This window comes from Streptomyces sp. NPDC091416, from assembly GCF_044756845.1.
Lineage (GTDB): Bacteria > Actinomycetota > Actinomycetes > Streptomycetales > Streptomycetaceae > Streptomyces.
Genome location: NZ_JBIVTU010000010.1, coordinates 79,397 through 99,658, shown reverse-complemented (window position 1 = coordinate 99,658; position 20,262 = coordinate 79,397). Strand labels below are relative to the sequence as shown.

The following is a 20,262-nucleotide window of genomic DNA, read 5'->3' as shown; positions in this document are numbered from 1 at the left end:
GGGTCAGGGCTTGCGCAGGTCGGGGGCCGGACCGCCGGTGAGCAGGCGGCGGACTGCCTGACGGACGGCCTCGTGGGCGGCGGCGGTCCGGATCGGGCTGTCGTCGAGCACCCGCACCCACGCCCCGCAGTCCCGGGGCAGGACACTGACCCCGTACAGGACGCCGAGCCCCGTGAGCGCGTCGTGCAGGGCGTCGGCGAGTTCGGTGGCGGGGACCCGGTCGGTCACGGCGAACAGTGAGGCCACGTGGTCGTGACCGGCGAACACGCCCGGCCCCAGAACTCCCTCGCCGCTTCGTCCGGGAGCCAGGCGCAAGGTGTCCAGGGCGAGCAGCGTGCCGTCGGGCCGGCTGATGCGGAGGTCGGTGGCGAGCACCCGGTAGGCGTGCCGTTCACCGCGGGCGAGCCGTCCCGCGGTGAGCGTGTCACCGACGACGACAGTGGCGCCCGGGGCGACGACGACCTCGGTCCGCTGGTAGAAGCGGGCGTCCTTGAACGGGATCAGCGGGTCGGGCAGGTACTCGACGTAGCTCCCGGTCTCCGCCGTCAGATGCACCCGCTGGCTGGCGTAGTCGTGTTCCATCCGGAAGACCTTGGTGGCGGCCTGGGTGGTCAGGTGGACCTGGGTGTCCGGGCCGCAGCGGAAGTCCATGCGGTAGCGGTCGGCCTGGGCGATTCCGCCGCCGGTCGCCATCATGTAGACGTAGCTCATGCCCGGCAGTCCGGGGTCGATCCACAGCGGCCGCATGATCTGCAGGGGGGTCTTCTGGTAGCGCTCGACGAGTTCGGTGCGCTCGCCCCGTACCGCGAAGGCCAGGTCGAGAATGCCGACCTTGGCCGGGGAGCCCGGGGCGAGCGTGTCCGGCACGGAGGCCAGGGCCGCCACGTCCGGCGGGACGCGGACCGCGGTGTAGTACTTCTCGGCGAGCCGGTCGGCACGGGGCCGGTACGGGGCGAGCTGCATGTCAGATCAGCACCTTGCGGCGCGATTCGAGGTACACCGCGATGGCGTCGATGCCCTGGCCGGTGAGGCAGTCGGTGAGGACGACGGGGCGGTTGTCGCGTACCCGGTGCGCGTCGGACTCCATCACGTTGATGTCCGTGCGCACGTACTTCGCGATGTCGATCTTGTTGATGACCAGGAGGTCGGAGTCGGTGATGCCGGGGCCGCGCTTACGGGGCATCTTCTCGCCCTCCGCCGTGTCCAGGACGAAGATGAAGAGGTCCACGAGCGCGGGGCTGAAGGTCAGGGTCAGGTTGTCGCCGCCGGACTCGTAGAGCAGCGTGTCGGTGTCCGGGAAGCGCTCCAGCATCTCCGCGCCGGCCGCCAGGTTCATCGTGGGGTCGTCGCGCACGGCGGTGTGCGGGCAGGCCCCCGTCTCGACACCGACGACCCGCTCGGGCTCCAGGACCCCGGCCAGTGTGCGGCGGACGTGCTGGGCGTCCTCCTGCGTGTAGATGTCGTTGGTGATGACGGCGGGGCGGTGACCGCGTTCGATCAGCATCGGGACCAGCGCCTCGATGAGCGCGGTCTTGCCGGATCCGACCGGTCCGCCGATGCCGACCCGCAGTACGTTGTCGTCCATGGTGCTCCCTGTGTGGTTCGGGTGGGTTTCAGCTGGCGAAGAGCCGTGCCTCGGCACGCTCATGACGGCCCGACATGATGTCCGAGGCGAAGACGGTGGCGCCGACGTCGTCGAGCTCGCGCCGCAGCGCGGCCTCGACGGTCTTCTCGATGACGGGTGCGGCGCCCCTGATCAGGGTCTGCGTCGTACGGTGATCGGTCAGCCGCAGCCGCAGGGCGGCGCCCGCGAAGCTGACGCAGAAGGCGAACAGGTCCGCGGCGACGGCCTGCCGGACCGGAACGCCCGTCGCCGCGTAGATGACTCCTGCGGCCACCGCCTGCGTTCCGGGGGCCTCACGCCGTACGACCCGGTCGAAGTAGTCGCCGATCTCCGGCCGGCCGAAGACCTCCTGGCCCAGGTCCAGCAGCTGACGTCCGGTCCGGGTGGCGGCCTGGCGCATCTCCCGGCCCAGTTTGGTGGCCAGGAGATGCTCGTCGATCCGGACGACGGCCGCCGGATCACCGGCGGCCGTCGCACGGTGGGCGAGGGCGAGCGCGGTGGCGTCGGCCGGGCCGACACCGTGCAGCAGCAGGTCCTCCAGCAGGAGCGGCAGGCTGCCGGGGTCGACGGCCCCGGCCTGCGCGAAGCCCTCCAGGCTGTGCGACAGCGTGTAGAAGCCGCTGGGGAACGCGGAGTCCGTCAGCTGGAGGCTGACCAGCAGCGGTTCCAGCCCCGTTGCCGTGCCGGTCCCGTTCACCGCGGCCACGGTGTCCTTGACGGTGTCGCCCTCATCGCGGTACATCGGCCCTAGACCAGGAAGTAGAGGTGGTTGAGGGGCAGCTTCTCGGCCGGGTCGATGGTGGCGACCTTGCCGTTGAGCGTGACCTTGAACGTCTCCGGGTCGACCTTGATGTCGGGCAGGGCGTCGTTGCGGACCATGTTGTGCTTGCCGATGGTGCGGGTGCGGCGCACCGGCAGGACCGTGCGGTTCAGCCCGAGTTCGGCCGGGACCCCGGCGGCGATGGCCGCCTGGGACATGAAGGTGGCGTGGGTCGCCTGCATCGCCCTGCCGTACTGGCCGAACATCGGCCGGTAGATGACGGGCTGCGGCGTCGGGAGCGAGGCGTTGGGGTCGCCCATCTGTGCCCACGAGATGATGCCGCCCTTGATCACCATCTTCGGCTTGGCGCCGAAGGAGTGGATGGGCCAGAGCACGATGTCGGCGAGCTTGCCCTTCTCGATCGATCCCACGTGCTCGGAGATACCGGAGGCGATCGCCGGGTTGATGGTGACCTTGGCGAGGTAGCGCAGCACCCGCTGGTTGTCGTTGCGGGACGAGTCGCCCTCCAGCGTGCCGAGCTTGTCCTTGCAGTGGTGCGCGGTCTGGAACGCGCGGGTGACGGACTCGCCGATACGGCCCATGGCCTGGGAGTCGGAGGAGAAGATGCTGATCACGCCGAGGTCGTGCAGCACCGACTCGGCGGCGATCGTCTCGGCCCGGACCCGGCTGTCGGCAAAGGACACGTCCTCGGGGATGTCGTGGCTGAGGTGGTGACAGACCATGACCATGTCGAGGAGCTCGTCCACCGAGTTCACGGTGTACGGCAGCGTCGGGTTGGTGGAGGACGGCAGGACGTTCGGCTCGCCGGCGATGCGCAGGATGTCGGGCGCGTGACCGCCGCCCGCGCCCTCGCTGTGGAAGGTGTGGATGGCGCGGCCGTCGATCGCGGAGCGGGTGTCCTCGAAGAAACCGCCCTCGTTCAGGCTGTCGGTGTGGATGGAGACCTGGACGTCGTACCGGTCGGCGACGTTCAGCGCGTTGTCGATGACCGCCGGGGTCGCGCCCCAGTCCTCGTGCACCTTGAGCCCGCAGGCCCCGGCGACGACCTGCTCGTTGAGCGCCTCCGGGAGGCTGCCGTTGCCCTTGCCCATGATGCCGAGGTTGACCGGCATGGTCTCGGCGGCCTGGAGCAGCTTGCCGATGTTGTACGGGCCGGGGGTGCAGGTGGTGCCGTTGGACCCGTCCGAAGGGCCGGTGCCGCCGCCGATCAGCGTGGTGATGCCGTTGGTCAGGGCCTGCTCGGCCTGTTGCGGGGCGATCAGGTGGACGTGGGTGTCGATGGCGCCGGCCGTGGCGATGAGGTGCTCGCCCGCGATGGCCTCCGTGCCCGGCCCGATGACCAGGTCCGGGTCGACGCTGTTCTGCGTCTGCGGGTTGCCGGACTTGCCGATGCCGACGATGAAGCCGTCCTTGATGCCGATGTCGCACTTGACGACGCCGACCATCGGGTCGATGACGACCACGTTGGTGATGACGGTGTCGAGTGCGCCCTGGGCGGCGGTGGCCTGCGGGTCGGAGGCCATGCCGTCGCGCATGGTCTTGCCGCCGCCGTAGAGGACCTCGTCGCCGTACTGGCCCTCGCTGTAGTCCTTCTCGACCTCGACGACGAGGTTGGTGTCGGCGAGGTGGAACCGGTCGCCGACCGTCGGGCCGAACATGTCGGTGTACTGCTTGCGGGGCAGGATGGGCATCAGCGCGAACCCTTCTTCTTTTCGTCGGTGGCCTTGGAGCCCTTGGATTCCTTGGTGGCGCGCTGGGGTTTGGCGTCCGGGGCGCCCTGCGCTCCTTCGAATCCCTGCTCGATGGCCCTGCGGACGGCCTCGACGCGGGCGGGGTGGGAGGCGAGGCTGCCGTTGAGCAGTCCGCTGAAGCCGACCAGACGCCCGGTGCCGCCGTACGCGCACAGCTCCACCTCGCGCGAGCCGCCGGGCTCGATCCGCACGGAGGTGCCGGCGGGGATGTTGAGGTGCATCCCGAGCGCTTTCTGACGGTCGAACGACAAGGCCGAGTTGACCTCGAAGAAGTGGTAATGGGAACCGACCTGAACGGCACGGTCACCGGTATTGCTCACGGTGAGCTTCACCGTGCGTCGGCCCGCGTTGAGTTCGATGGGGCCCTTGCCGTACAAATACTTCTGACGGAACGTCATGCGATGCTCCCGATGACTCGGTCCGCGCCAGGGGCGGACGGGTGGTGGTGCGTGTGCAGGGGTCCGGGACCGTGCTCCTGCCGATGGTCCGGATCGTGGGGGTGGCCGTGCCGGCGGTCGCGTCCCGGGTCGTGGGAGTGGCCGTGCTCGTGCCGATGGCCCGGGTCGTGGGAGTGGTCGTGTCCCTCGCCGGGCGGGTGCGTGTGGGAGTGGCCGTGGTTCGCCGCCGCGGTCAGGCCGGCCGCGACACCGTCGTCGCCGTGCTCGCGCCAACGCCGTCGGGCGTCGGCGACCCGCTCGCCGAGGACGCGTCGCAGCGCCGACGCCGGGATGAGCGGACCCGCCCCGTCGACGGGAACCGTCTGCGCCTCGGGCAGATCCGGCAGCGCGAACGCCGCCGGGAGCAGCGCCACCCGCTGCGCACCGAGCAGCCCGCACCGCCGGACACCGTCGGCGGGGTCCGGGTCTCCCCCGGTGAACGCCACCTCCACGAGGCCGCTGCGGCCGTAGCGCCGTACGAGCGCGGCGATCCGGTAGAGCTCGGCGTCCTCGAACGGGTCGCCGGACGGTGCGGTGACCAGCAGCGCGGAGGTCTCGGGGACCCGGCCCGCCGCCGCCCGCAGCCACGCGACCAGGTGCTGGGCGGTACCGAACGGCTCGGCGAGCATCGTGGTGCCGCGCTCGCCGGCGGGTACGGCGCGCAGCGTCCGGGCGGTGTCCGCGACGAGTTCGGGGTTACGGCCCAGCGTCATGGGAACGACGACGGTCTCCGTGTTCCGGCGCCCGTGCGCGGCGATGCTCCGGAAGAGTTCGCGCCCGCTCGACACGACGCTGATCCCGGCGTCCACGACGCCGTCCAGTGCCCGCCCGTAGGCGGCTTCGTGACCGCACACGGCGATGACGGCAACGGGCTCGGCCACGGGTCAGCCGCCGATGGGGTCGTGGCAGGACACGAGCTTGGTCCCGTCCACGAAGGACGCCTCGACCTGCAGCAGGCCGAGCATCTCCCGTACTCCGTCCATGGTGTCGGCCTCACCCACGACATGGCGGCCCAGCTCCATGCAGTCCGCGACGCTCTTGCCGTCGCGGGCCGCTTCGAGGATCGCCTCGGTGATCAGCGCGACCGACTCGCTGTAATTGAGCTTGAGGCCGCGGTCCTGGCGCTTGCGGGCCAGATCGGCCACCACGTAGACCAGCAGTTTGTCGATCTCGCGGGGTGCGAGGTTCATCGTCAGTGCCTTCCTCGGTGATGTACGGGATGAGGGCGGGAGGTCCGGTGGGGGCGGACGGAGCGGTCACTCGCTCCGGCGCAGGCGTGGCAGCAGGGGTACGGCCGCCATCAGCACCCAGGTGGTGAGGATGAAGGGCCACGTGAAGGTGTGGCCGCCGAACGGTTTGAAGAAGGACGTCAGTGACGCGGTGAGCCCGGTGGTGGCCGCAGCGCCGAACAGGGCGTAGGCGCCGGTCCAGACCGTGTCGGCCATGAAGACAGCGCCGACGGCGATGGCGACGAGCACCGCGTTGTATCCGTAGATGCCGTTGGCGATCAGTTCCGTGGGTGCGCCCAGCAGCCACGCCGCGATGATCCCGATCACGCTGCCGGCCGCCGCGTAGAGGACGACGCGCAGGCCGGCGAAGGCCAGTCCGACGAGCATGATCAGACCGACGTACCAGCTCTCGACCAGGAAGATCTGCGAGACGTTGTTGAAGAACGCGTGCCACAGGGCGTCCCACGACATCGCGGTGTCGCCGCTCGTGGTGCTGGAGACGGAGGACGGGGCGCCGTGCCAGACCCGCTCGAACGACGGGGCGCCCACCACCATCACTCCGGAGACCAGGCAGAACGGCGCGGTCAGGGGCGTGAGCCCGTAAGGAGTGAGGAAGGTGCCCAGCGCGGCCATCAGAATCGTGCACATGATGGCGCCGACGACGGTCAGCACGTAGGTGGCCGGATGGTTGCCCAGCGAGGAGACGAGGGCGATGCCCGTGAGGCAGCCCGCGTATCCCTGGAGTCCGAGCGCGATCCCGGCCCGGTCGACCGCGAGGGCGTAGGCGGTCGCGGTGGCGATCAGCGTGCCGAGGGTGGCGAAGAGACCGGTCTCCCAGCCGGAGACCCACAGCGCGATGAGGATCGCAGCGCCGGTCAGCAGTCCGGGCTGGAGGTCGACCTGCCCGACGCCCCGCAGGGAGGCGAGGACATACGCGGACGGCTGACGCTTCTCCAGCCGCCGGACGATTTCCGGCTCGGCAAGGGACACGGCTGGCTCCTGCGACTCGGCGGCGGAGGTCCTTCCGGGCTGTGGACCGGAAGAACCGAATCTCCACCATCAAGACACAGGGTCACCACGATGTCGCGCTGTGTGGCCGTCGGATTGGTCCGGTCAGGTACGGGAGCCGCTGCCGCCCGCGCGCTCCGGCCGTGCGGCTGCGACGGGCTCCGTAGATTCACGGGATGTCGATCAAGATGGAGTTGCACCGCCACACCCACCCCGACCACCACCCCGGAGTGCAGTTGTCGGTCGTGGGTGCCGTCGCGGTCGGCGGCGCCGCGGGAGCGGCTGCCCGGTACGGTGCCGAGCGCCTCTGGCCGACCGGCACCTCGGCCTTCCCGTGGACGATCCTGCTGGTCAACACGGTGGGATGCTTCTTGATGGGGGTCCTGATGGTCACCCTGAAGCTGCGCTTCCCCGGCGCTCCCCGACTGATCAGTCCGCTGCTGGGCACCGGCGTGCTGGGTGGGTTCACCTCGTTCTCGCACTACACGGACAACGTGCGGGAGCTGTTCGAGAACCATCAGCCCGGCTACGCGGTCGGGTGCCTGCTGCTGACCGTGGTGGCCGCACTGGCCGCCGTGACCGCGGGCGCGTTCCTCACCCATGCCGCCTTCCGGCGCTCCTACCGCACGGGGAGCGACACCCGATGACCGACTGGCTGCTCGTGCTCGCCGGCGGGCTGGTGGGCGCACCGCTGCGCTATCTGCTCGGTGTGGACGCGAAGTTCCGCCTCCACACCGCCTTCCCGTGGGGCACCTTCGCGGCCAACGCCTCAGCCGCGCTGATCCTGGGCTTCGTCGCGGAGGCGGCGACCGACGGCGAACTGGGAACCCGGCTGAACCTGCTCCTCGCCACGGGGTTCTGCGGAGCCCTGTCGACGTGGTCGACGTTCTCCTACGAGCTGCTCACCCTGACCTCCGCCCGCCGGGTGGGTCTGGCGGCGGGATACCTGCTCCTCACCGTCTGCGCGGGCGTGGGACTCTCGTTCGCCGGGGCCGCTGTGGCGAACGCGGTCTTCTGACCGCCCCGAGCGCGACGGCACGCCCGGGTTCCGGCCCGTACCCCGTTCGGGGTACGGGCCGGAACCCGGGCGGGAAGCACTCAGTCGATGCCGGGCAGGATATGCGGCTCGGCGAGGTCGTCCTCGTAGCCGGCCAGCCTGATCGGTGCGGACCTGGCCCAGACCTCGAGGTTCCGGAGCTTCTCGGGCCTGCGGGCCCGCTCTCCGTGCCGTTCGGCAGGCCGCTGCTCGTGCTTCGTCAGTTCTGGTGTCGTCACCGCGCACTCCTTTGTGTCGCGTAGCCCCCGGCGTATCCGACGTTCCGGCGCATAACCGGTGGTGGACCGCCCGTGGTGCGGGGCAGGGCAGGATCTGTTCGGTCGCGGTGGCGCCGGGTACGGGACGGGACGGCGGCCCGGTTGACGAGCCTGTCCCAGGACGGCCGAGGAACCTTCGTGGATCCCTTGGTGGCGTCCGTTCCCCTCAGAGTAACCAAATGAGCGCGCCCGTGCTCGATGGAACGTGTGCCCTGGGTCACTTTCAGCCATCATGCAGGGAAAAGACCCGGCCCGGAGGAGTTCCCGGGCCGGGTCTGCGGCCGAACGCGGCGCCTGCGCTGCGCAGTGCTACCAGTTGGCGGGGGCGTAGTCCTTGAGGAAGCAGCCGTACATCGCCTCGCCGGCTTCGCCGCGCACGATCGGGTCGTAGACGCGCGCGGCGCCGTCGACCAGGTCCAGCGGGGCGTGGAAGCCCTCCTCGGCGAGGCGCATCTTGTCGGGGTGCGGCCGCTCGTCGGTGATCCAGCCGGTGTCGACGGCGGTCATCAGGATGCCGTCCTTCTCGAACATCTCCTGGGCGCTGGTGCGGGTCAGCATGTTCAGCGCGGCCTTGGCCATGTTGGTGTGCGGGTGGCCCGCACCCTTGTAGCCGCGGCCGAACACGCCTTCCATCGCGGAGACGTTGACCACGTAGGAGTGCTGGGCGGCGGTCGCGGCCATCGCCGGGCGGAGCCTGCTGATCAGGATGAACGGCGCGGTGGAGTTGCAGAGCTGGACTTCCAGCAGCTCGATCGGTTCGACCTCGTCGACTGTCTGGATCCAGCTGTTGGTGTGGTGCAGGTCCGGGACGAGCCCGCCCGCGTCGATGGCCGTGCCCGCGGCGATGCGCGCCGGCGACGCCGACCCGGTCACCAGGGCGAGCTCGGTGACGTCCTGTGCGCTCAGCCCCTCCTTGCGGGCGGCGGGCAGCGCGGCCACGCGGTCGACGGTGCCGCTGCCGAAGGTGCCGATCACCTCGGACGCCGGGAGCTCGCCCGCGGGCAGCGGGGCCGACTCGGCACCGAGCAGTTCGCTGTACGCCTGCGGGGAGCGGCGGACCGTCTGCGCGGCGTTGTTGATCAGGATGTCCAGCGGACCCTCGGCGGCCACCGAGTCGGCGAGCGCGACGACCTGGGCCGGGTCGCGCAGGTCGATGCCGACGATCTTCAGCCGGTGGATCCACTCGTCGCTGTCCGGCATCGCCTTGAAGCGGCGGATCGCGTCGTTGGGGAAGCGGGTGGTGATCGTCGTGTGCGCACCGTCGCGGAGCAGCCGCAGCGCGATGTACATGCCGATCTTGGCGCGGCCACCGGTGAGCAGCGCCCGGCGACCGGTGAGGTCGGTGCGCGCGTCGCGCCGGGCGCGGTTCTCGCGGGCACAGTCCTGGCAGAGCTGGTGGTAGAACGCGTCGACCTCGACGTACCGCGTCTTGCAGATGTAGCAGGACCTCGGCCGCTGGAGGACTCCGGCGATCTCGGAGGCGGCGGAGGACGAGGGCAGCACGCCCTGGGTCTCGTCGTCGATGCGCTCGGCCGAACCCGTCGCGGTCGCCTCGGTCACCGCCTTGTCGTGCGCGGTCTTCGCGGCGCGGCGCTCCTGGCGGCGGCGCTGCTTCACGGTGCGGTAGATGCCGGCGGTGGCACGGCGCACCGTGATGGCGTCCGGGTGGTCGACGTCGATGGAGTCGAGCTCGTCGAGCACGCTCAGGCAGACGGCCAGCCGCTGCGGGTCGATACCGGGACCGAACTCCTCGATTCCGGGCTCGGTCTCCGGGCTGTCCTCTGTCACCGTCATTGCCGTTCCTCTGTTGCTTGTGCCGCCGGATTCTCTCGGCGGGCCGTGGCCGCCGTGCCGGGCTCACGAGGACTGGCATCCACGGGTCTGAGGTCCGGCCGCGGGCTTCTGCGCAAAGCCGCCGCACTGCGGGCCGAACGCCCTCGTCAAGTTTGCCATGCTCCGGGCGCTGCTCCATTCGAGTACCACGGGGGCTTCACCAGGCGGCCGGCCCTGCGCCGCCACGACCGGGAAAAGAAATCGCACACGGCAGGCATGACCTCGCCATTGCGGGGCACACGCCCTGCGACGCACTTGGCAACGTGGAGGGGCGACATGACGACGAGCACGACGGAGCGGACCGGCACCATCCTGGGCAGCCCGGCTCACACGCTGTCCGGACAGGACAGCGCGGGAGCTTCGGATCTGCCGTGGATCGAGGACACCGGCAAGGTGGCCCCGAAGGACGCGCGTGCTCTGTCGAAGCTGTTCCTCGACCGTCTCCAGGTCCTGGAAGAGGGCACGCGCGAGCACCAGTACGCGCGCAACACCCTCATCGAGATGAATCTCTCGCTGGTGCGGTACGCCGCCTCGCGCTTCCGCAACCGCGGCGGCGACGACACCGAGGACATCATCCAGGTGGGCACCATCGGGCTGATCAAGGCCATCGACCGGTTCGACCTCTCCCGTGACGTCGAGTTCGCGACCTTCGCCGTCCCCTACATCGTCGGGGAGATCAAGCGCTTCTTCCGGGACACCACCTGGGCGGTGCACGTGCCGCGGCGGCTCCAGGAGCTGCGGGTGGATCTCGCCAAGGCCAAGGAGCAGCTCTCCGCGGAGCTGGACCGCGATCCGACGGTCAAGGAGCTCGCCGCCTTCCTCGACCTGTCCGAGGAAGAGGTCATAGAGGGGCTCGTCGCGGCCAACGGCTACTCGGCGGGGTCCCTGGACACCCCCTCGGCGGAAACCGACTCCGGCAAGGACCAGCGGTCGTGCGCCGACGTGATCGGCGAGGACGATCCCGGGATGGAGACCGTGGAGAACCTCCACACGCTGGCTCCGCTCCTGGAACAGCTCAGCGACCGGGAGCGCAGGATCGTGCAGATGCGCTTCGGCCAGGAGCTGACACAGTCCCAGATCGGTGCCGAGCTCGGTGTGTCCCAGATGCACGTGTCCCGGCTGCTCGCGCGCATCGTCAAGCAGTTGCGGGCAGGTATGTCCGTCGAGGTGTGACGCCGGCGCGTGAGAGCATCCCGTTCCATGGATCTCTCCCCACTGCAACTGGCCGTGCACCGGCTTCGGGACGCCGAGGCGGCAGCCGACGCGTCCCGCGCGGACGTCGAACTGGAAGCCGTGCTCGCCGTCCGCGCGGGCGCCGACGTCGAGGCGGTGTCCGGGGTCGCCGGCATCACCCCGCACGATCTGCTCAGGCTGGAGAAGCTCACCGGCGACATCCCTCCGGGCTGAACCACCCGGGCCCGAACCCCGCTCAGCAGTGAACGACGCCCGACCGCACGGCCACGGGCGTCGTTCACATATGCTGCGGGGCGACGACGGACGGCCCGCTCGGGCGCGACGAGAGGGTAGACCGTGGCTGACATGCGCACCAGTTCCCACTCCCGGTACCCGGTTGCGGCGGCGTTTCCGGTGCAGGCCGGCTCCGTACCGGCCGAACGGCCTTCCGTCTGGGACCTCAGTGCCGCGATCCTCCTGGTCGAGGACGACGCCGGCGACGCGCTGCTCGTCGAGGAGATGCTCGCCGACGGCGAGCTGGACTCCGCGCTCACCTGGTGCAAGACCCTGACCGAGGCGCTCACCTTCCTGCAGGGCCACCGGACACCCGTCTGCGTCCTGCTGGATCTGCACCTTCCGGATGTGCACGGACTGAGTGCGGTGAACCGGATCCTGGAGACCACCCCGGACGCCGCCATCGTGGTCCTGACCGGCCTGGCGGAGGCCGAGGCGGGGCTCGACGCGGTGGCCGCCGGCGCGCAGGACTATCTCGTCAAGGGACGGATCGACCCGCAGGCCCTGTCGCGCGCGGTCCGCTACGCCCTCCAGCGCAAGCAGGTCGAGCGGGCGGCGGCGGCCCTGCGCGCCACCCAGCTGATGGCTCAGGAGAACGCGCGCCTCGAACGCGGGCTACTGCCCGTCCCGCTGTTGCACGACGACGTGTTCGAGGCCGTCGCCCGTTACGAGCCGGGCCGCGCCCACGGCCTGCTCAGCGGCGACTTCTACGACGTGGTCCAGAGACCCGACGGCACCGTCCACGCGGTGATCGGCGACGTGTCCGGACACGGTGCCGCGGAGGCCGCGCTCGGGGTCTGCCTGCGGGTGGCCTGGCGCACCGCGGTCCTGTGCGGCACCGCCCAGCTCGAACAACTCGCGCTGCTCGAGGAGATCCTCGTAGCGGAGCGTTCCGACCCCCATGTCTTCGCGACCGTCACCTCGCTCGTCCTGCCCCCCGGCAGGGACCACGTCGTCATCGTCAGGGCGGGACACCCGGGACTCCTGCTGCGCGACGGAACCGACATCGAGTGGGTGGAGCCCGAGGGCGGCATCGCGCTCGGCCTGCTGCCCGGCCACGGCCAGTGGGTCTCGACCGAGCACGCGCTGGCACCCGGCGCCGGTCTCGTACTCTTCACCGACGGCCTGTTCGAGGGCCGCACCGGAAAGGACACCCGGCTCGGCGAGGAAGGACTGCTGGCCATGGCCCGGGACCGGTCCGCACTGCCCGCCCGGCCGTTCGTCGACGCACTGGTCGCCGGCGCCGCCGAGGGCGCGGCTCCCTACGGCGGCCTCGCCGATGACGTCGCCGTGCTGCATCTAGCCTGGAAACGGACACCTCATGAGCAGTGACTCGACGGACGACACCCCGCAGCGGCCGGGACGGCTGGCGCGGCTGTCGGTCCAGAACTGGGTCCACCTGATCCTGGGCTGTTTCGTCCTGGTCGTATGCGGCTGCCTGGTGGTCGGCGGCCTCGTCCTGGCCCAGATATCCGACCGGACCACCGAACTCGTCGACCGCATCCAGCCGGCCCGCTCTGCCTCCTTCCAGCTGCAGAACGCGCTGCTCGACCAGGAGACCGGGGTCCGCGGCTACGCCCTCACCGGCGACCCCTCCTTCCTGCAGCCGTACGCGAGCGGCCGGCGCGACGAGCAGCGGCGCCTGGCACGGGTCCGCGACGCCATGGGGGCCGACGGCCCGTACGACCGCGATCTGGACCGGATCGCCGCCGCCTCGGCGCAATGGCGCAAGGTGCACGCCGAACCGCTGATCGCCTCCGTCCGGCGCGACGGCCCGGAGGGCCGGTCGTCCGCCACGACCGCCCGGAGCAAGGCCGCCTTCGACACGCTGCGGCAGCTCTACACCACGCAGCAGGCCCACCTCGACACCGCCCGCGACCATGCGCGGGCCCAGCTCAACGACGCGCGCGGCACGCGCGACAGGGCGCTGATCGCGTTGGTGGCCTGCTTCCTCGTGTGCGTGATCGCTCTCAGCCTGCTGCTGCACCGGGTGGTGGGACAGCCGCTCAGCGCCCTGGCCGAGGCCTCCCGTCAGGTGCGGTCGGGCACCTTCCGCCGGCGGATCGACGTGCGCGGGCCGTCCGATGTACGGGCGGTGTCCGCCGCCGTCGAGGACATGCGCTGCCGGCTGGTCGAGGAGCTCGACGCCTCCCAGGAACGCGAGGACCTGCTGGCGCAGCAGACGGAGGAGCTCCGCCGCTCCAACTCGGAGCTGGAGCAGTTCGCCTACGTCGCCTCGCACGATCTCCAGGAGCCGCTGCGGAAGGTCGCGTCGTTCTGCCAGCTGCTGGACAAGCGGTACGGGACCGAGCTGGACGCACGCGGCAAGCAGTACATCGACTTCGCGGTCGACGGCGCCAAGCGCATGCAGGTGCTCATCAACGACCTGCTCACGTTCTCCCGGGTGGGCCGGGTCCACGACAGCTGGACCCTCGTCGAACTCGAGGACTCACTGGACCGGGGCCTCGCCAATCTGGCCCTGGTCATCGAGGAGTCGGGAACCACGATCGTGCGTGCGGACCCGCTTCCCGGGGTGAACGGCGACGCGACGACGCTCGCGATGATCTGGCAGAACCTGATCGGGAACGCGGTGAAGTTCCGCCGCCCGGACGAGCCCTGCGTGATCACGATCGGCTGTGTCCGCGAGGACGACTACTGGCACCTCACCGTGACGGACAACGGCATCGGAATCGCCCCCGAGTTCGCCGAGAAGGTCTTCGTCATCTTCCAGCGCCTGCACGCCCGCGACGAGTACGACGGCACGGGGATCGGGCTCGCCCTCTGCCGCAAGATCATCGAGTTCCACGGCGGCCGGATCTGGCTGGACCCCGAACCCCGCCCTGGCACCCGCATACACTTCTGCCTCCCCGTCGACGCCGACTCCTCCCCCGCCGCGGGCGAGGAAGCGGCCGACCCCGCCGAGATCTCCGGAGATGCCTCGTGACCAACCCCGTACAGCCCATCGAGGTCCTTCTCGTCGAGGACGACCCCGGCGACGAGCTCATGACGCGCGAGGCGTTCGAGGACAACAAGATCCGCAACACCCTCCATGTGGTCCGCGACGGACAGGAGGCGCTGGACTTCCTCTACCGCCGCGGCGGGTACGGCGACGCGCCGCGACCCGACCTGATCCTGCTCGACCTGAACCTGCCCAAGTACGACGGGCGCCAGGTGCTGGAACAGATCAAGCAGGACCCGGAGCTCTCGCTCATTCCCGTGGTCGTGCTGACGACGTCCTCCGCCGAGGAGGACATCCTGCGCAGCTACAAGCTGCACGCCAACGCCTACGTCACGAAGCCGGTCGACCTCGACCAGTTCATCGCGGCGGTCCGCCAGATCGACGAGTTCTTCGTGACAGTGGTGCGTCTTCCCGGGCGTGCGTAATATCTGCTGCCATCGCCCGGGAATGGGATCTCCCGACGCGGGTACACGAACAGCTGGAAGAGAGGTCATCACCTCCCCGCTGCGCTTTGGCTGGAGCACATGAAAGAACAGGCCATCTCCCGGCCGGACGACTCCCCGAGGAGCTGTCCGCCCACGGAGGCACTGCACAGCGCCGAGGTCTTCGACGGCGAACCGGGGTGCATCTCCCAGGCGCGCGCCCTGGCCGACCGGTTTCTCGCGCGGCTCGTGTCCGAGTGGTCGGCCGTGCTCGGCCCGCACACGCGCAACGACCTGATGCTGGCCGTGAGCGAGCTGGTCACCAACGCCGACCGCTACAGCCACGGTCCCTACATGCTGGAACTGGAGGGCACCGCCGAGCGCATCAGCGTCACGGTGTACGACAGCAGCAGCGCGCTCCCGGTCTTCTACTCCCCCGACCCGAGCCGGCTCGGCGGCCACGGCATGGAGATCGTCGTGGCCCTGTGCGACCGCCTGACTGCCGAGCGGGTGCCGGTCGGCAAGCGCATACGTGCCGAGTTCACGCTCACCGGCTGACCCGCCCCGGTAGTGCCCGGGCCGAGGCCTCAGCCGCCGCTTCCCTGTCTGCCGAACCAGTCGATGCAGACGACCAGCGCGTCATCGAGGGTGTCCGCGTCGCGATAGTCGGCGAGTTCGCGCAGGACTGCGCCCGGAACCGATGCGGCGGGGAGCAGCCGCGTCGCGAGGATCACCCTGGCCAGCCCCCGCTCCACGTAGGCCTCGCCCCGGGGTGACACGGCGTCGTACACCCCGTCGCTGACGAGCAGGAGCCGGTCGCCGGGGAGCACCTGGAGACTCTGGACCATGTACTGCGACTCCTCGAACATGCCGAGCGGCAGCTGGGCGTCCAGGTCCACGCGTGAGACCGTTCTGCCGCGCAGCCTCCACAGTTGCGGGGAGCCCGCGTCCACCACGTCGACCGTTCCGGTCGCGAGGTCGAAGCGGAGCAGCAGGGTGGACACGTGGGCGCTGCCGCGGTGCTGATCGTAGAGCGCCTGGTCGGCGAGGGCGGCCTGGTCCGCGATGCCGATCCCCGCCCTTCTGGCGTTGCGCAACGCGTTCACGGCGAGGTTGGTGAGCAGGGAGGCCTGGATGCCCTCGCCCATCCCGTTGGTCACGGATACGGTCAGCTGGTCGCCGTCCGCGGCCCAGTCGAAATTGTCCCCGTGGATGGCGTACGCGGGTTCCAGCTGAGCGCCGATGGCGTACTCCGCCGCGGTGAACGCCCGGGCGGGCAGCAGTTGCCACTGCATCTCGGCGGCGAGGGTGAGCCGGGTGATGCGGCGGGCCCGCTGGTAGTGGTCGGTGGCCCGTTCCGCGACGATGATCTCGTGACCCAGGAGGTCGGCCACGTGCGCGAGCTCCTCCATGGTCTGCGGGGTGGACGATGCGGCCGGGAGACGGACGCTGAGCACCCCGAGGCGCTCACCCCTTACCGTCACGGGAAAGTGGTGGTCGATCTGGTCGCCGTTGCCTGCCGGCTCCTCGTGCGGGCGCTGGCTGCCGAAGGTACGGCCCTGCGGTCTGTTGTTCATCGACAGCGTGCGTTCGCTCCCCGCCGCGGGACCGACCGGCTTGAGCACGGTCATCCCGTAGTCCGCCAGCAGCAGCTGGACGGAGCGGGCGTCGTACGCGGTGACGAGTGCGTTGCGCACCGTCTCCACCAGGGCGTGCGGCGCGGCGGCGCGTACGGCTGTCTCGATGTCGCTACGGGCGTTCACGGTCTTCCGCTCATTCTCCGTCGGGTGACAGGGACGGGGCCGGGCTGACAGAAAGGCGTCCCGGGTGACAGAGTGGACGGATGCCCCACCGCCCCGGTCCTCCTCACCGCCTCGAGCGGGTGTCCGGGGACGTCTGCGCGGCCTCCGAACTGCTGGAGGTGCTGTGGGGCCGCGGCCAGGAGGCCGCACCGTCGGGAGCGGTCTCGCCGTCGCAGCTGCGAGCCCTGCTCGTGATCGAGAAGCAGGAGGGCAGCAACCTCCGCTCGCTCGGTGAGGCGCTCGGTTCGCGGGCTCCGTCGGTGAGCAGGCTCTGCGACCGGATGGAGGCCATGGGCCTCATCCAGCGCGATCCGAGCCCGACGAGCCGCCGCGAGGTGGAGCTCCGGCTGACCGGACGGGGCCGGGCCCTGCTGGAGGAGTGCCGGGAGATCCGTACCCGCGAGCTCTCCGCCGTGCTCGAGCGAATGCAGCCCGCCGAGGTGGCGGCGCTCGCCGAAGGGCTGGCCGCCTTCCGCTCGGCCGCGTCGCAGCGGCTCACCGGTGGCCGGAGCCCGGTCGGCCGGCTTGGCGACGGTATTGCGGACAGCGCCTAGTTCCATCCAGCCCCTGCTTCCGCGTATGAGGCACTCCCCGAGGGGTGCGCTCGTTGATCATCGAGGGTACAGATTGTTACCCAATGAAGAATGTTGTCAAATGACAACTGTTACTTCTATCGTTGGTCCGCACCCGCCGCGAGCAGGGACGGACTTGCACCGGACCGTCACCACCAGCCGGCTTTCCCCCGCCATCCAGTGCATCACGAGGTGACCGTGCTCCCATCCCCCAGCGCCGGCAGAGCCATGAGAATCGTCCCACGGCAGCACCGCGGAGCGCTGGTGCTCGCCGTGACCGGTGACCTCGACATCGACAACGTCGCCCCGCTCGGCGCCGCGCTGGAGAGCGCGGCCCGTGACGGCGAGGGACCCGTCGTCGTCGACCTCTCGGACGTGAGTTTCGCGGACTCGACGACGGTGAACGTGCTTCTTCAGGGCCAGACGCTGCTCGGCCCCCGGCTGAGGCTCGCCGCACCGTCGCCGTTCATGGAGCGGCTCATCGGGGTGCTGGGCCTCGACAGCGCGCTTCCGGTCCTCCCGACCGTCGCCGAGGCCATCGATCCCTCGCCGCCCTCCTGAGCCCGCGAGAACGCCGAGCGCCCTTCCCCCCGTCGGACGGGGGGAAGGGCGCTCGGCGTGCGTCGGGTCAGCCCAGCGCGGGCGGAGCGTCCTCGGGCGAGGTGCCCCAGGCCGACGGCTCGCTTCCCACCGTGAAGGTGAGCGAGCGGGCCGAGCGGATGTCGTCCGTCGTGAGGTAGGTGCGCGACTGCCGCGCGCCGTCGAGCCGCGCGGACTGGATGTAGCGGTCGGTGTCCGTGGCTCCGGGCGCGCTCACCGTGAGCGATCCGCGCGGGTAGTAGCGGCGGTCGAGCTTGATGTCCACGCGCTCGAAGGCCGGCGTGGACAGACCCCAGGTGTCGGTGCCCGGCTGGACCGGGAAGACACCGATCGAGGAGAGCACCATCCAGGCGGACATGGTGCCGAGGTCGTCGTTGCCCGTCATACCGGTCGGGCCGTTGGTGAAGAGGGTCAGCGCGGCGTGGACCACGTCGGTCGTCTTCCACGGCTGACCGGTGGACAGGTAGGTGTACGGGGCGATGAGGTCGGGCTCGTTCTGCGGGTTGTACTTGTCCGCGTTGTAGTACGCGTAGGGCCCGTTGACCCACACCTCGCGGGCCGTCTTCGCGGGATCGGCGAGCAGCTTGTCGTACGCGAAGAAGGAGTCGAGGCGCGCGTTGGCCGCGGTCTTGCCGCCGATGAGGTCGACCATGCCGGGGATGTCCTGCGGCACCATCCACTGGTACTGCCAGGACGTGCCCTCGTGGAAGCCCTCGCTCTGCGCCGGGTCCGCGGGGCCGGTGAACGCGCCGGAGGCGTCACGGGCCCGGAAGAAGCCGGTCGACGCGTCGAAGATCTTCCGGTAGTTCTGCGCGCGTGCGTCGTAGCGGGCCGCGTCGGCTTCGTGGCCGAGGTCGCGGGCCATCTCGGCGAGCATCCCGTCCGCCAGGGCGTACTCCAGGGTGGCGGAGGCGCCGTGGTCGTAGTCGGAGTCGCCGGGCTTCGCGTGCGGACGGTCCTTGATGTACGGGGCGAAGCCGTCCTTCAGGTACTCGACGTTGGCTTCGCGGCCCACCGGTGCGGAGTCGGTGGCCGGCACGCCGTCGGCGTTCTTCTTCAGCGCGCGGAACGCCTCCTCCTCGTACCCCTTCAGCAGTCCCTGCTGGTAGGCGTTGGTGAGGAAGGGGGTGACCGGGTCACCGGTCATGATGTTCGTCTCGACCGTGCCGTAGCCCCACTTGGGCAGCCAGCCGCTCTCGGCGTCGATGCGCAGGACGGATATCGCCATGTCGCGCGACTCGCGCGGGGCGAGCAGCGAGAGGAGCTGGGCCTGGGTGCGGTAGGTGTCCCAGAGCGACCAGTTCTGGTAGTAGGTGAAAGTCCCATGCGAATCGACAGCGCGGTGGGTCTTCTGGTCCCAGCCGGTGTAGCGGCCGTCGACGTCACTGCCGACGTTGGGCGCGAGGAAGGAGCGGTAGAGCGAGGAGTAGAAGGTGCGGCGCAGTTCGTCGCTGCCGCCCTGGGCCTTCACGCCTTCGAGACGGTCCTCCCAGCTGCGCTGCGCGGCGCGCTCGACGTCGTCGAAGCTGTGGCCGCCCTCGGCGCGGAGGTTGAGCGCGGCGCCCTTGGCATCGACGTAGCTCAGGGCGGTGGTGGCCTCGACAGTGCGGTCCTTGGTGGTGTCGAAACGCAGCCAGGCGCCGTTGCGGGCGTCGGTGGCCGAGGACTTCTTCGTGCCTTCGGTGACGGTGTCGCCATTCCAGGTGCCGGACGTGGTGAACGGCCGGTCGAAGTGGGTCACGGTGTAGACCGTGTAGGGCTTGGTGTCCTGGCAGAAGCCACTGCCCGTGATCGCGGTCCGCACCGTGCGGTTGTCCAGGATCTCGACCTTGGAGGACAGCGTCCTGTGCAGTGACTGGCCCGCGTTGAGCAGGACGTTGGCCTTGTCGGTGGCCGGGAAGGTGTAGCGCTGCACGCCGGTGCGCTGTGTCGCGGTCAGCTCGGCGTCGATGCCGGTCTTGAGCCCGACCTTGTAGAAGCCGGGGCTCGCCTTCTCGTCGTCGTGGCTGAACTCGGCAGCGTACTTCGCGTAGTCGGTCTCGGTGACGTCCCCGGTGGTGGGCAGCATCGGCAGGTCGCCGCCCAACCCGCAGCCGACGCCGGAGAGATGGACCGAGGAGAAACCGCGGATGTGGTTCTCGCCGTAGTCGTACCCGGTGTTGTGGCCGGTGTCCGGGGAGAGCTGGACCATGCCGAACGGCACGGAGGCGCCGGGGTAGGTGTTGCCCTCGTTCTGGGTGCCGATGAACGGGTTGACCAGGTCGGTCAGCCGGCCGTCGGTCCGGGGCGCGGCCTGGGCCGTGGCCCCTGTGGTGAGGACACCGCCCAGGAGCGCGGCGGCGGCAAGTGCGGCCGCCGGGCCGCGCAGGCGCGGCCGTGGGATCCGGTGCATGGGGATACTCCTTTGGACAACGTTGTCAGAGCGCGATCATTCTTGGTTCCCCGTTGATCCGCGTCAAGGGG

Annotated in this window: 22 protein-coding genes; 10 read left to right on the top strand and 12 right to left on the bottom strand. The window is 70.2% G+C overall.

Annotated elements, in window-relative coordinates; all coding sequences use genetic code 11:
* Positions 1-3 precede the first annotated feature (3 nt).
* The 8 genes from ACIQMX_RS27735 to ACIQMX_RS27700 all read right to left on the bottom strand — a co-directional run bounded on the left by ACIQMX_RS27735 (position 4) and on the right by ACIQMX_RS27700 (position 6,812).
* Positions 4-963: an urease accessory protein UreD gene (locus tag ACIQMX_RS27735; protein ID WP_363078869.1), complete on the bottom strand. Its 960-nt coding sequence runs from the start codon at positions 961-963 to the stop codon at positions 4-6.
* Position 964: 1 nt separating this feature from the next.
* The gene (gene ureG / locus ACIQMX_RS27730; RefSeq protein ID WP_402482037.1) at positions 965-1,585 is read right to left on the bottom strand and encodes an urease accessory protein UreG; all 621 of its coding nucleotides are present in this window, start codon (positions 1,583-1,585) and stop codon (positions 965-967) included.
* 28 nt (positions 1,586-1,613) lie between these two features.
* Positions 1,614-2,366: an urease accessory UreF family protein gene (locus ACIQMX_RS27725; RefSeq protein WP_363078871.1), complete on the bottom strand. Its 753-nt coding sequence runs from the start codon at positions 2,364-2,366 to the stop codon at positions 1,614-1,616.
* 5 nt (positions 2,367-2,371) lie between these two features.
* Positions 2,372-4,096: an urease subunit alpha gene (gene ureC, locus ACIQMX_RS27720; protein WP_363078872.1), complete on the bottom strand. Its 1,725-nt coding sequence runs from the start codon at positions 4,094-4,096 to the stop codon at positions 2,372-2,374.
* Positions 4,096-4,554: an urease subunit beta gene (locus tag ACIQMX_RS27715; RefSeq protein ID WP_402482033.1), complete on the bottom strand. Its 459-nt coding sequence runs from the start codon at positions 4,552-4,554 to the stop codon at positions 4,096-4,098. Before ACIQMX_RS27715 ends, ureC begins: the two co-directional genes overlap by 1 nt.
* Entirely contained in the window at positions 4,551-5,474 is a 924-nt protein-coding gene (locus tag ACIQMX_RS27710; RefSeq protein WP_402482030.1) for a cobalamin biosynthesis protein CbiX, read from the bottom strand. The genes ACIQMX_RS27715 and ACIQMX_RS27710 overlap by 4 nt, the downstream gene beginning before the upstream one ends.
* A 3-nt stretch (positions 5,475-5,477) precedes the next feature.
* Positions 5,478-5,783, bottom strand: a complete 306-nt coding sequence (locus ACIQMX_RS27705) for an urease subunit gamma (protein WP_136315684.1) — start codon at positions 5,781-5,783, stop codon at positions 5,478-5,480.
* Between the two features lie 66 nt (positions 5,784-5,849).
* Entirely contained in the window at positions 5,850-6,812 is a 963-nt protein-coding gene (locus tag ACIQMX_RS27700) for an urea transporter (RefSeq protein ID WP_402482027.1), read from the bottom strand.
* 194 nt (positions 6,813-7,006) lie between these two features.
* On the opposite strand from ACIQMX_RS27700, the gene ACIQMX_RS27695 reads away from it, so the two are divergent.
* Positions 7,007-7,477, top strand: coding sequence for a CrcB family protein (locus tag ACIQMX_RS27695; RefSeq protein ID WP_363078876.1), 471 nt, complete (start codon positions 7,007-7,009; stop codon positions 7,475-7,477).
* Positions 7,474-7,848 carry a fluoride efflux transporter FluC gene (locus ACIQMX_RS27690; protein WP_402482024.1) on the top strand — a complete coding sequence of 125 codons (375 nt, stop codon included), beginning with the start codon at positions 7,474-7,476 and terminating at the stop codon, positions 7,846-7,848. The genes ACIQMX_RS27695 and ACIQMX_RS27690 overlap by 4 nt, the downstream gene beginning before the upstream one ends.
* An 80-nt stretch (positions 7,849-7,928) precedes the next feature.
* Here ACIQMX_RS27690 and ACIQMX_RS27685 read toward each other — a convergent pair whose 3' ends face one another.
* Together ACIQMX_RS27685 and ACIQMX_RS27680 are read right to left on the bottom strand one after the other, a co-directional pair.
* Positions 7,929-8,105, bottom strand: a complete 177-nt coding sequence (locus tag ACIQMX_RS27685) for a hypothetical protein (protein ID WP_363077848.1) — start codon at positions 8,103-8,105, stop codon at positions 7,929-7,931.
* A 348-nt stretch (positions 8,106-8,453) separates the two neighbouring features.
* Entirely contained in the window at positions 8,454-9,938 is a 1,485-nt protein-coding gene (locus ACIQMX_RS27680; protein ID WP_363077846.1) for an SDR family NAD(P)-dependent oxidoreductase, read from the bottom strand.
* Positions 9,939-10,253: 315 nt separating this feature from the next.
* On the opposite strand from ACIQMX_RS27680, the gene ACIQMX_RS27675 reads away from it, so the two are divergent.
* The 6 genes from ACIQMX_RS27675 to ACIQMX_RS27650 all read left to right on the top strand — a co-directional run bounded on the left by ACIQMX_RS27675 (position 10,254) and on the right by ACIQMX_RS27650 (position 15,383).
* The gene (locus ACIQMX_RS27675; protein ID WP_363077844.1) at positions 10,254-11,150 is read left to right on the top strand and encodes an RNA polymerase sigma factor SigF; all 897 of its coding nucleotides are present in this window, start codon (positions 10,254-10,256) and stop codon (positions 11,148-11,150) included.
* A gap of 27 nt (positions 11,151-11,177) precedes the next feature.
* Positions 11,178-11,384, top strand: a complete 207-nt coding sequence (locus tag ACIQMX_RS27670) for a hypothetical protein (protein ID WP_363077842.1) — start codon at positions 11,178-11,180, stop codon at positions 11,382-11,384.
* 132 nt (positions 11,385-11,516) lie between these two features.
* Positions 11,517-12,776, top strand: coding sequence for a SpoIIE family protein phosphatase (locus ACIQMX_RS27665; protein ID WP_363077840.1), 1,260 nt, complete (start codon positions 11,517-11,519; stop codon positions 12,774-12,776).
* A complete protein-coding gene (locus ACIQMX_RS27660; RefSeq protein ID WP_402482019.1) occupies positions 12,766-14,388 on the top strand; it encodes a CHASE3 domain-containing protein in 1,623 nt (540 codons plus the stop codon). The genes ACIQMX_RS27665 and ACIQMX_RS27660 overlap by 11 nt, the downstream gene beginning before the upstream one ends.
* Positions 14,385-14,828 carry a response regulator gene (locus ACIQMX_RS27655; protein ID WP_219571675.1) on the top strand — a complete coding sequence of 148 codons (444 nt, stop codon included), beginning with the start codon at positions 14,385-14,387 and terminating at the stop codon, positions 14,826-14,828. Before ACIQMX_RS27660 ends, ACIQMX_RS27655 begins: the two co-directional genes overlap by 4 nt.
* Before the next feature lie 99 nt (positions 14,829-14,927).
* Positions 14,928-15,383 carry an ATP-binding protein gene (locus tag ACIQMX_RS27650; protein WP_402482016.1) on the top strand — a complete coding sequence of 152 codons (456 nt, stop codon included), beginning with the start codon at positions 14,928-14,930 and terminating at the stop codon, positions 15,381-15,383.
* A 29-nt stretch (positions 15,384-15,412) separates the two neighbouring features.
* Here ACIQMX_RS27650 and ACIQMX_RS27645 read toward each other — a convergent pair whose 3' ends face one another.
* The gene (locus ACIQMX_RS27645; RefSeq protein WP_402482013.1) at positions 15,413-16,588 is read right to left on the bottom strand and encodes a PP2C family protein-serine/threonine phosphatase; all 1,176 of its coding nucleotides are present in this window, start codon (positions 16,586-16,588) and stop codon (positions 15,413-15,415) included.
* An 80-nt stretch (positions 16,589-16,668) separates the two neighbouring features.
* Between ACIQMX_RS27645 and ACIQMX_RS27640 the strand changes: the two genes are divergently transcribed.
* Together ACIQMX_RS27640 and ACIQMX_RS27635 are read left to right on the top strand one after the other, a co-directional pair.
* Positions 16,669-17,181: a MarR family winged helix-turn-helix transcriptional regulator gene (locus tag ACIQMX_RS27640; protein WP_402482011.1), complete on the top strand. Its 513-nt coding sequence runs from the start codon at positions 16,669-16,671 to the stop codon at positions 17,179-17,181.
* Between the two features lie 246 nt (positions 17,182-17,427).
* Positions 17,428-17,760 (top strand): STAS domain-containing protein, encoded by a 333-nt coding sequence (locus ACIQMX_RS27635; protein WP_363077830.1) that lies wholly within the window; start codon positions 17,428-17,430, stop codon positions 17,758-17,760.
* A gap of 67 nt (positions 17,761-17,827) precedes the next feature.
* On the opposite strand, the gene ACIQMX_RS27630 is transcribed toward ACIQMX_RS27635, so the two are convergent.
* Entirely contained in the window at positions 17,828-20,191 is a 2,364-nt protein-coding gene (locus ACIQMX_RS27630; protein ID WP_402482008.1) for a GH92 family glycosyl hydrolase, read from the bottom strand.
* Positions 20,192-20,262: the final 71 nt, after the last annotated feature.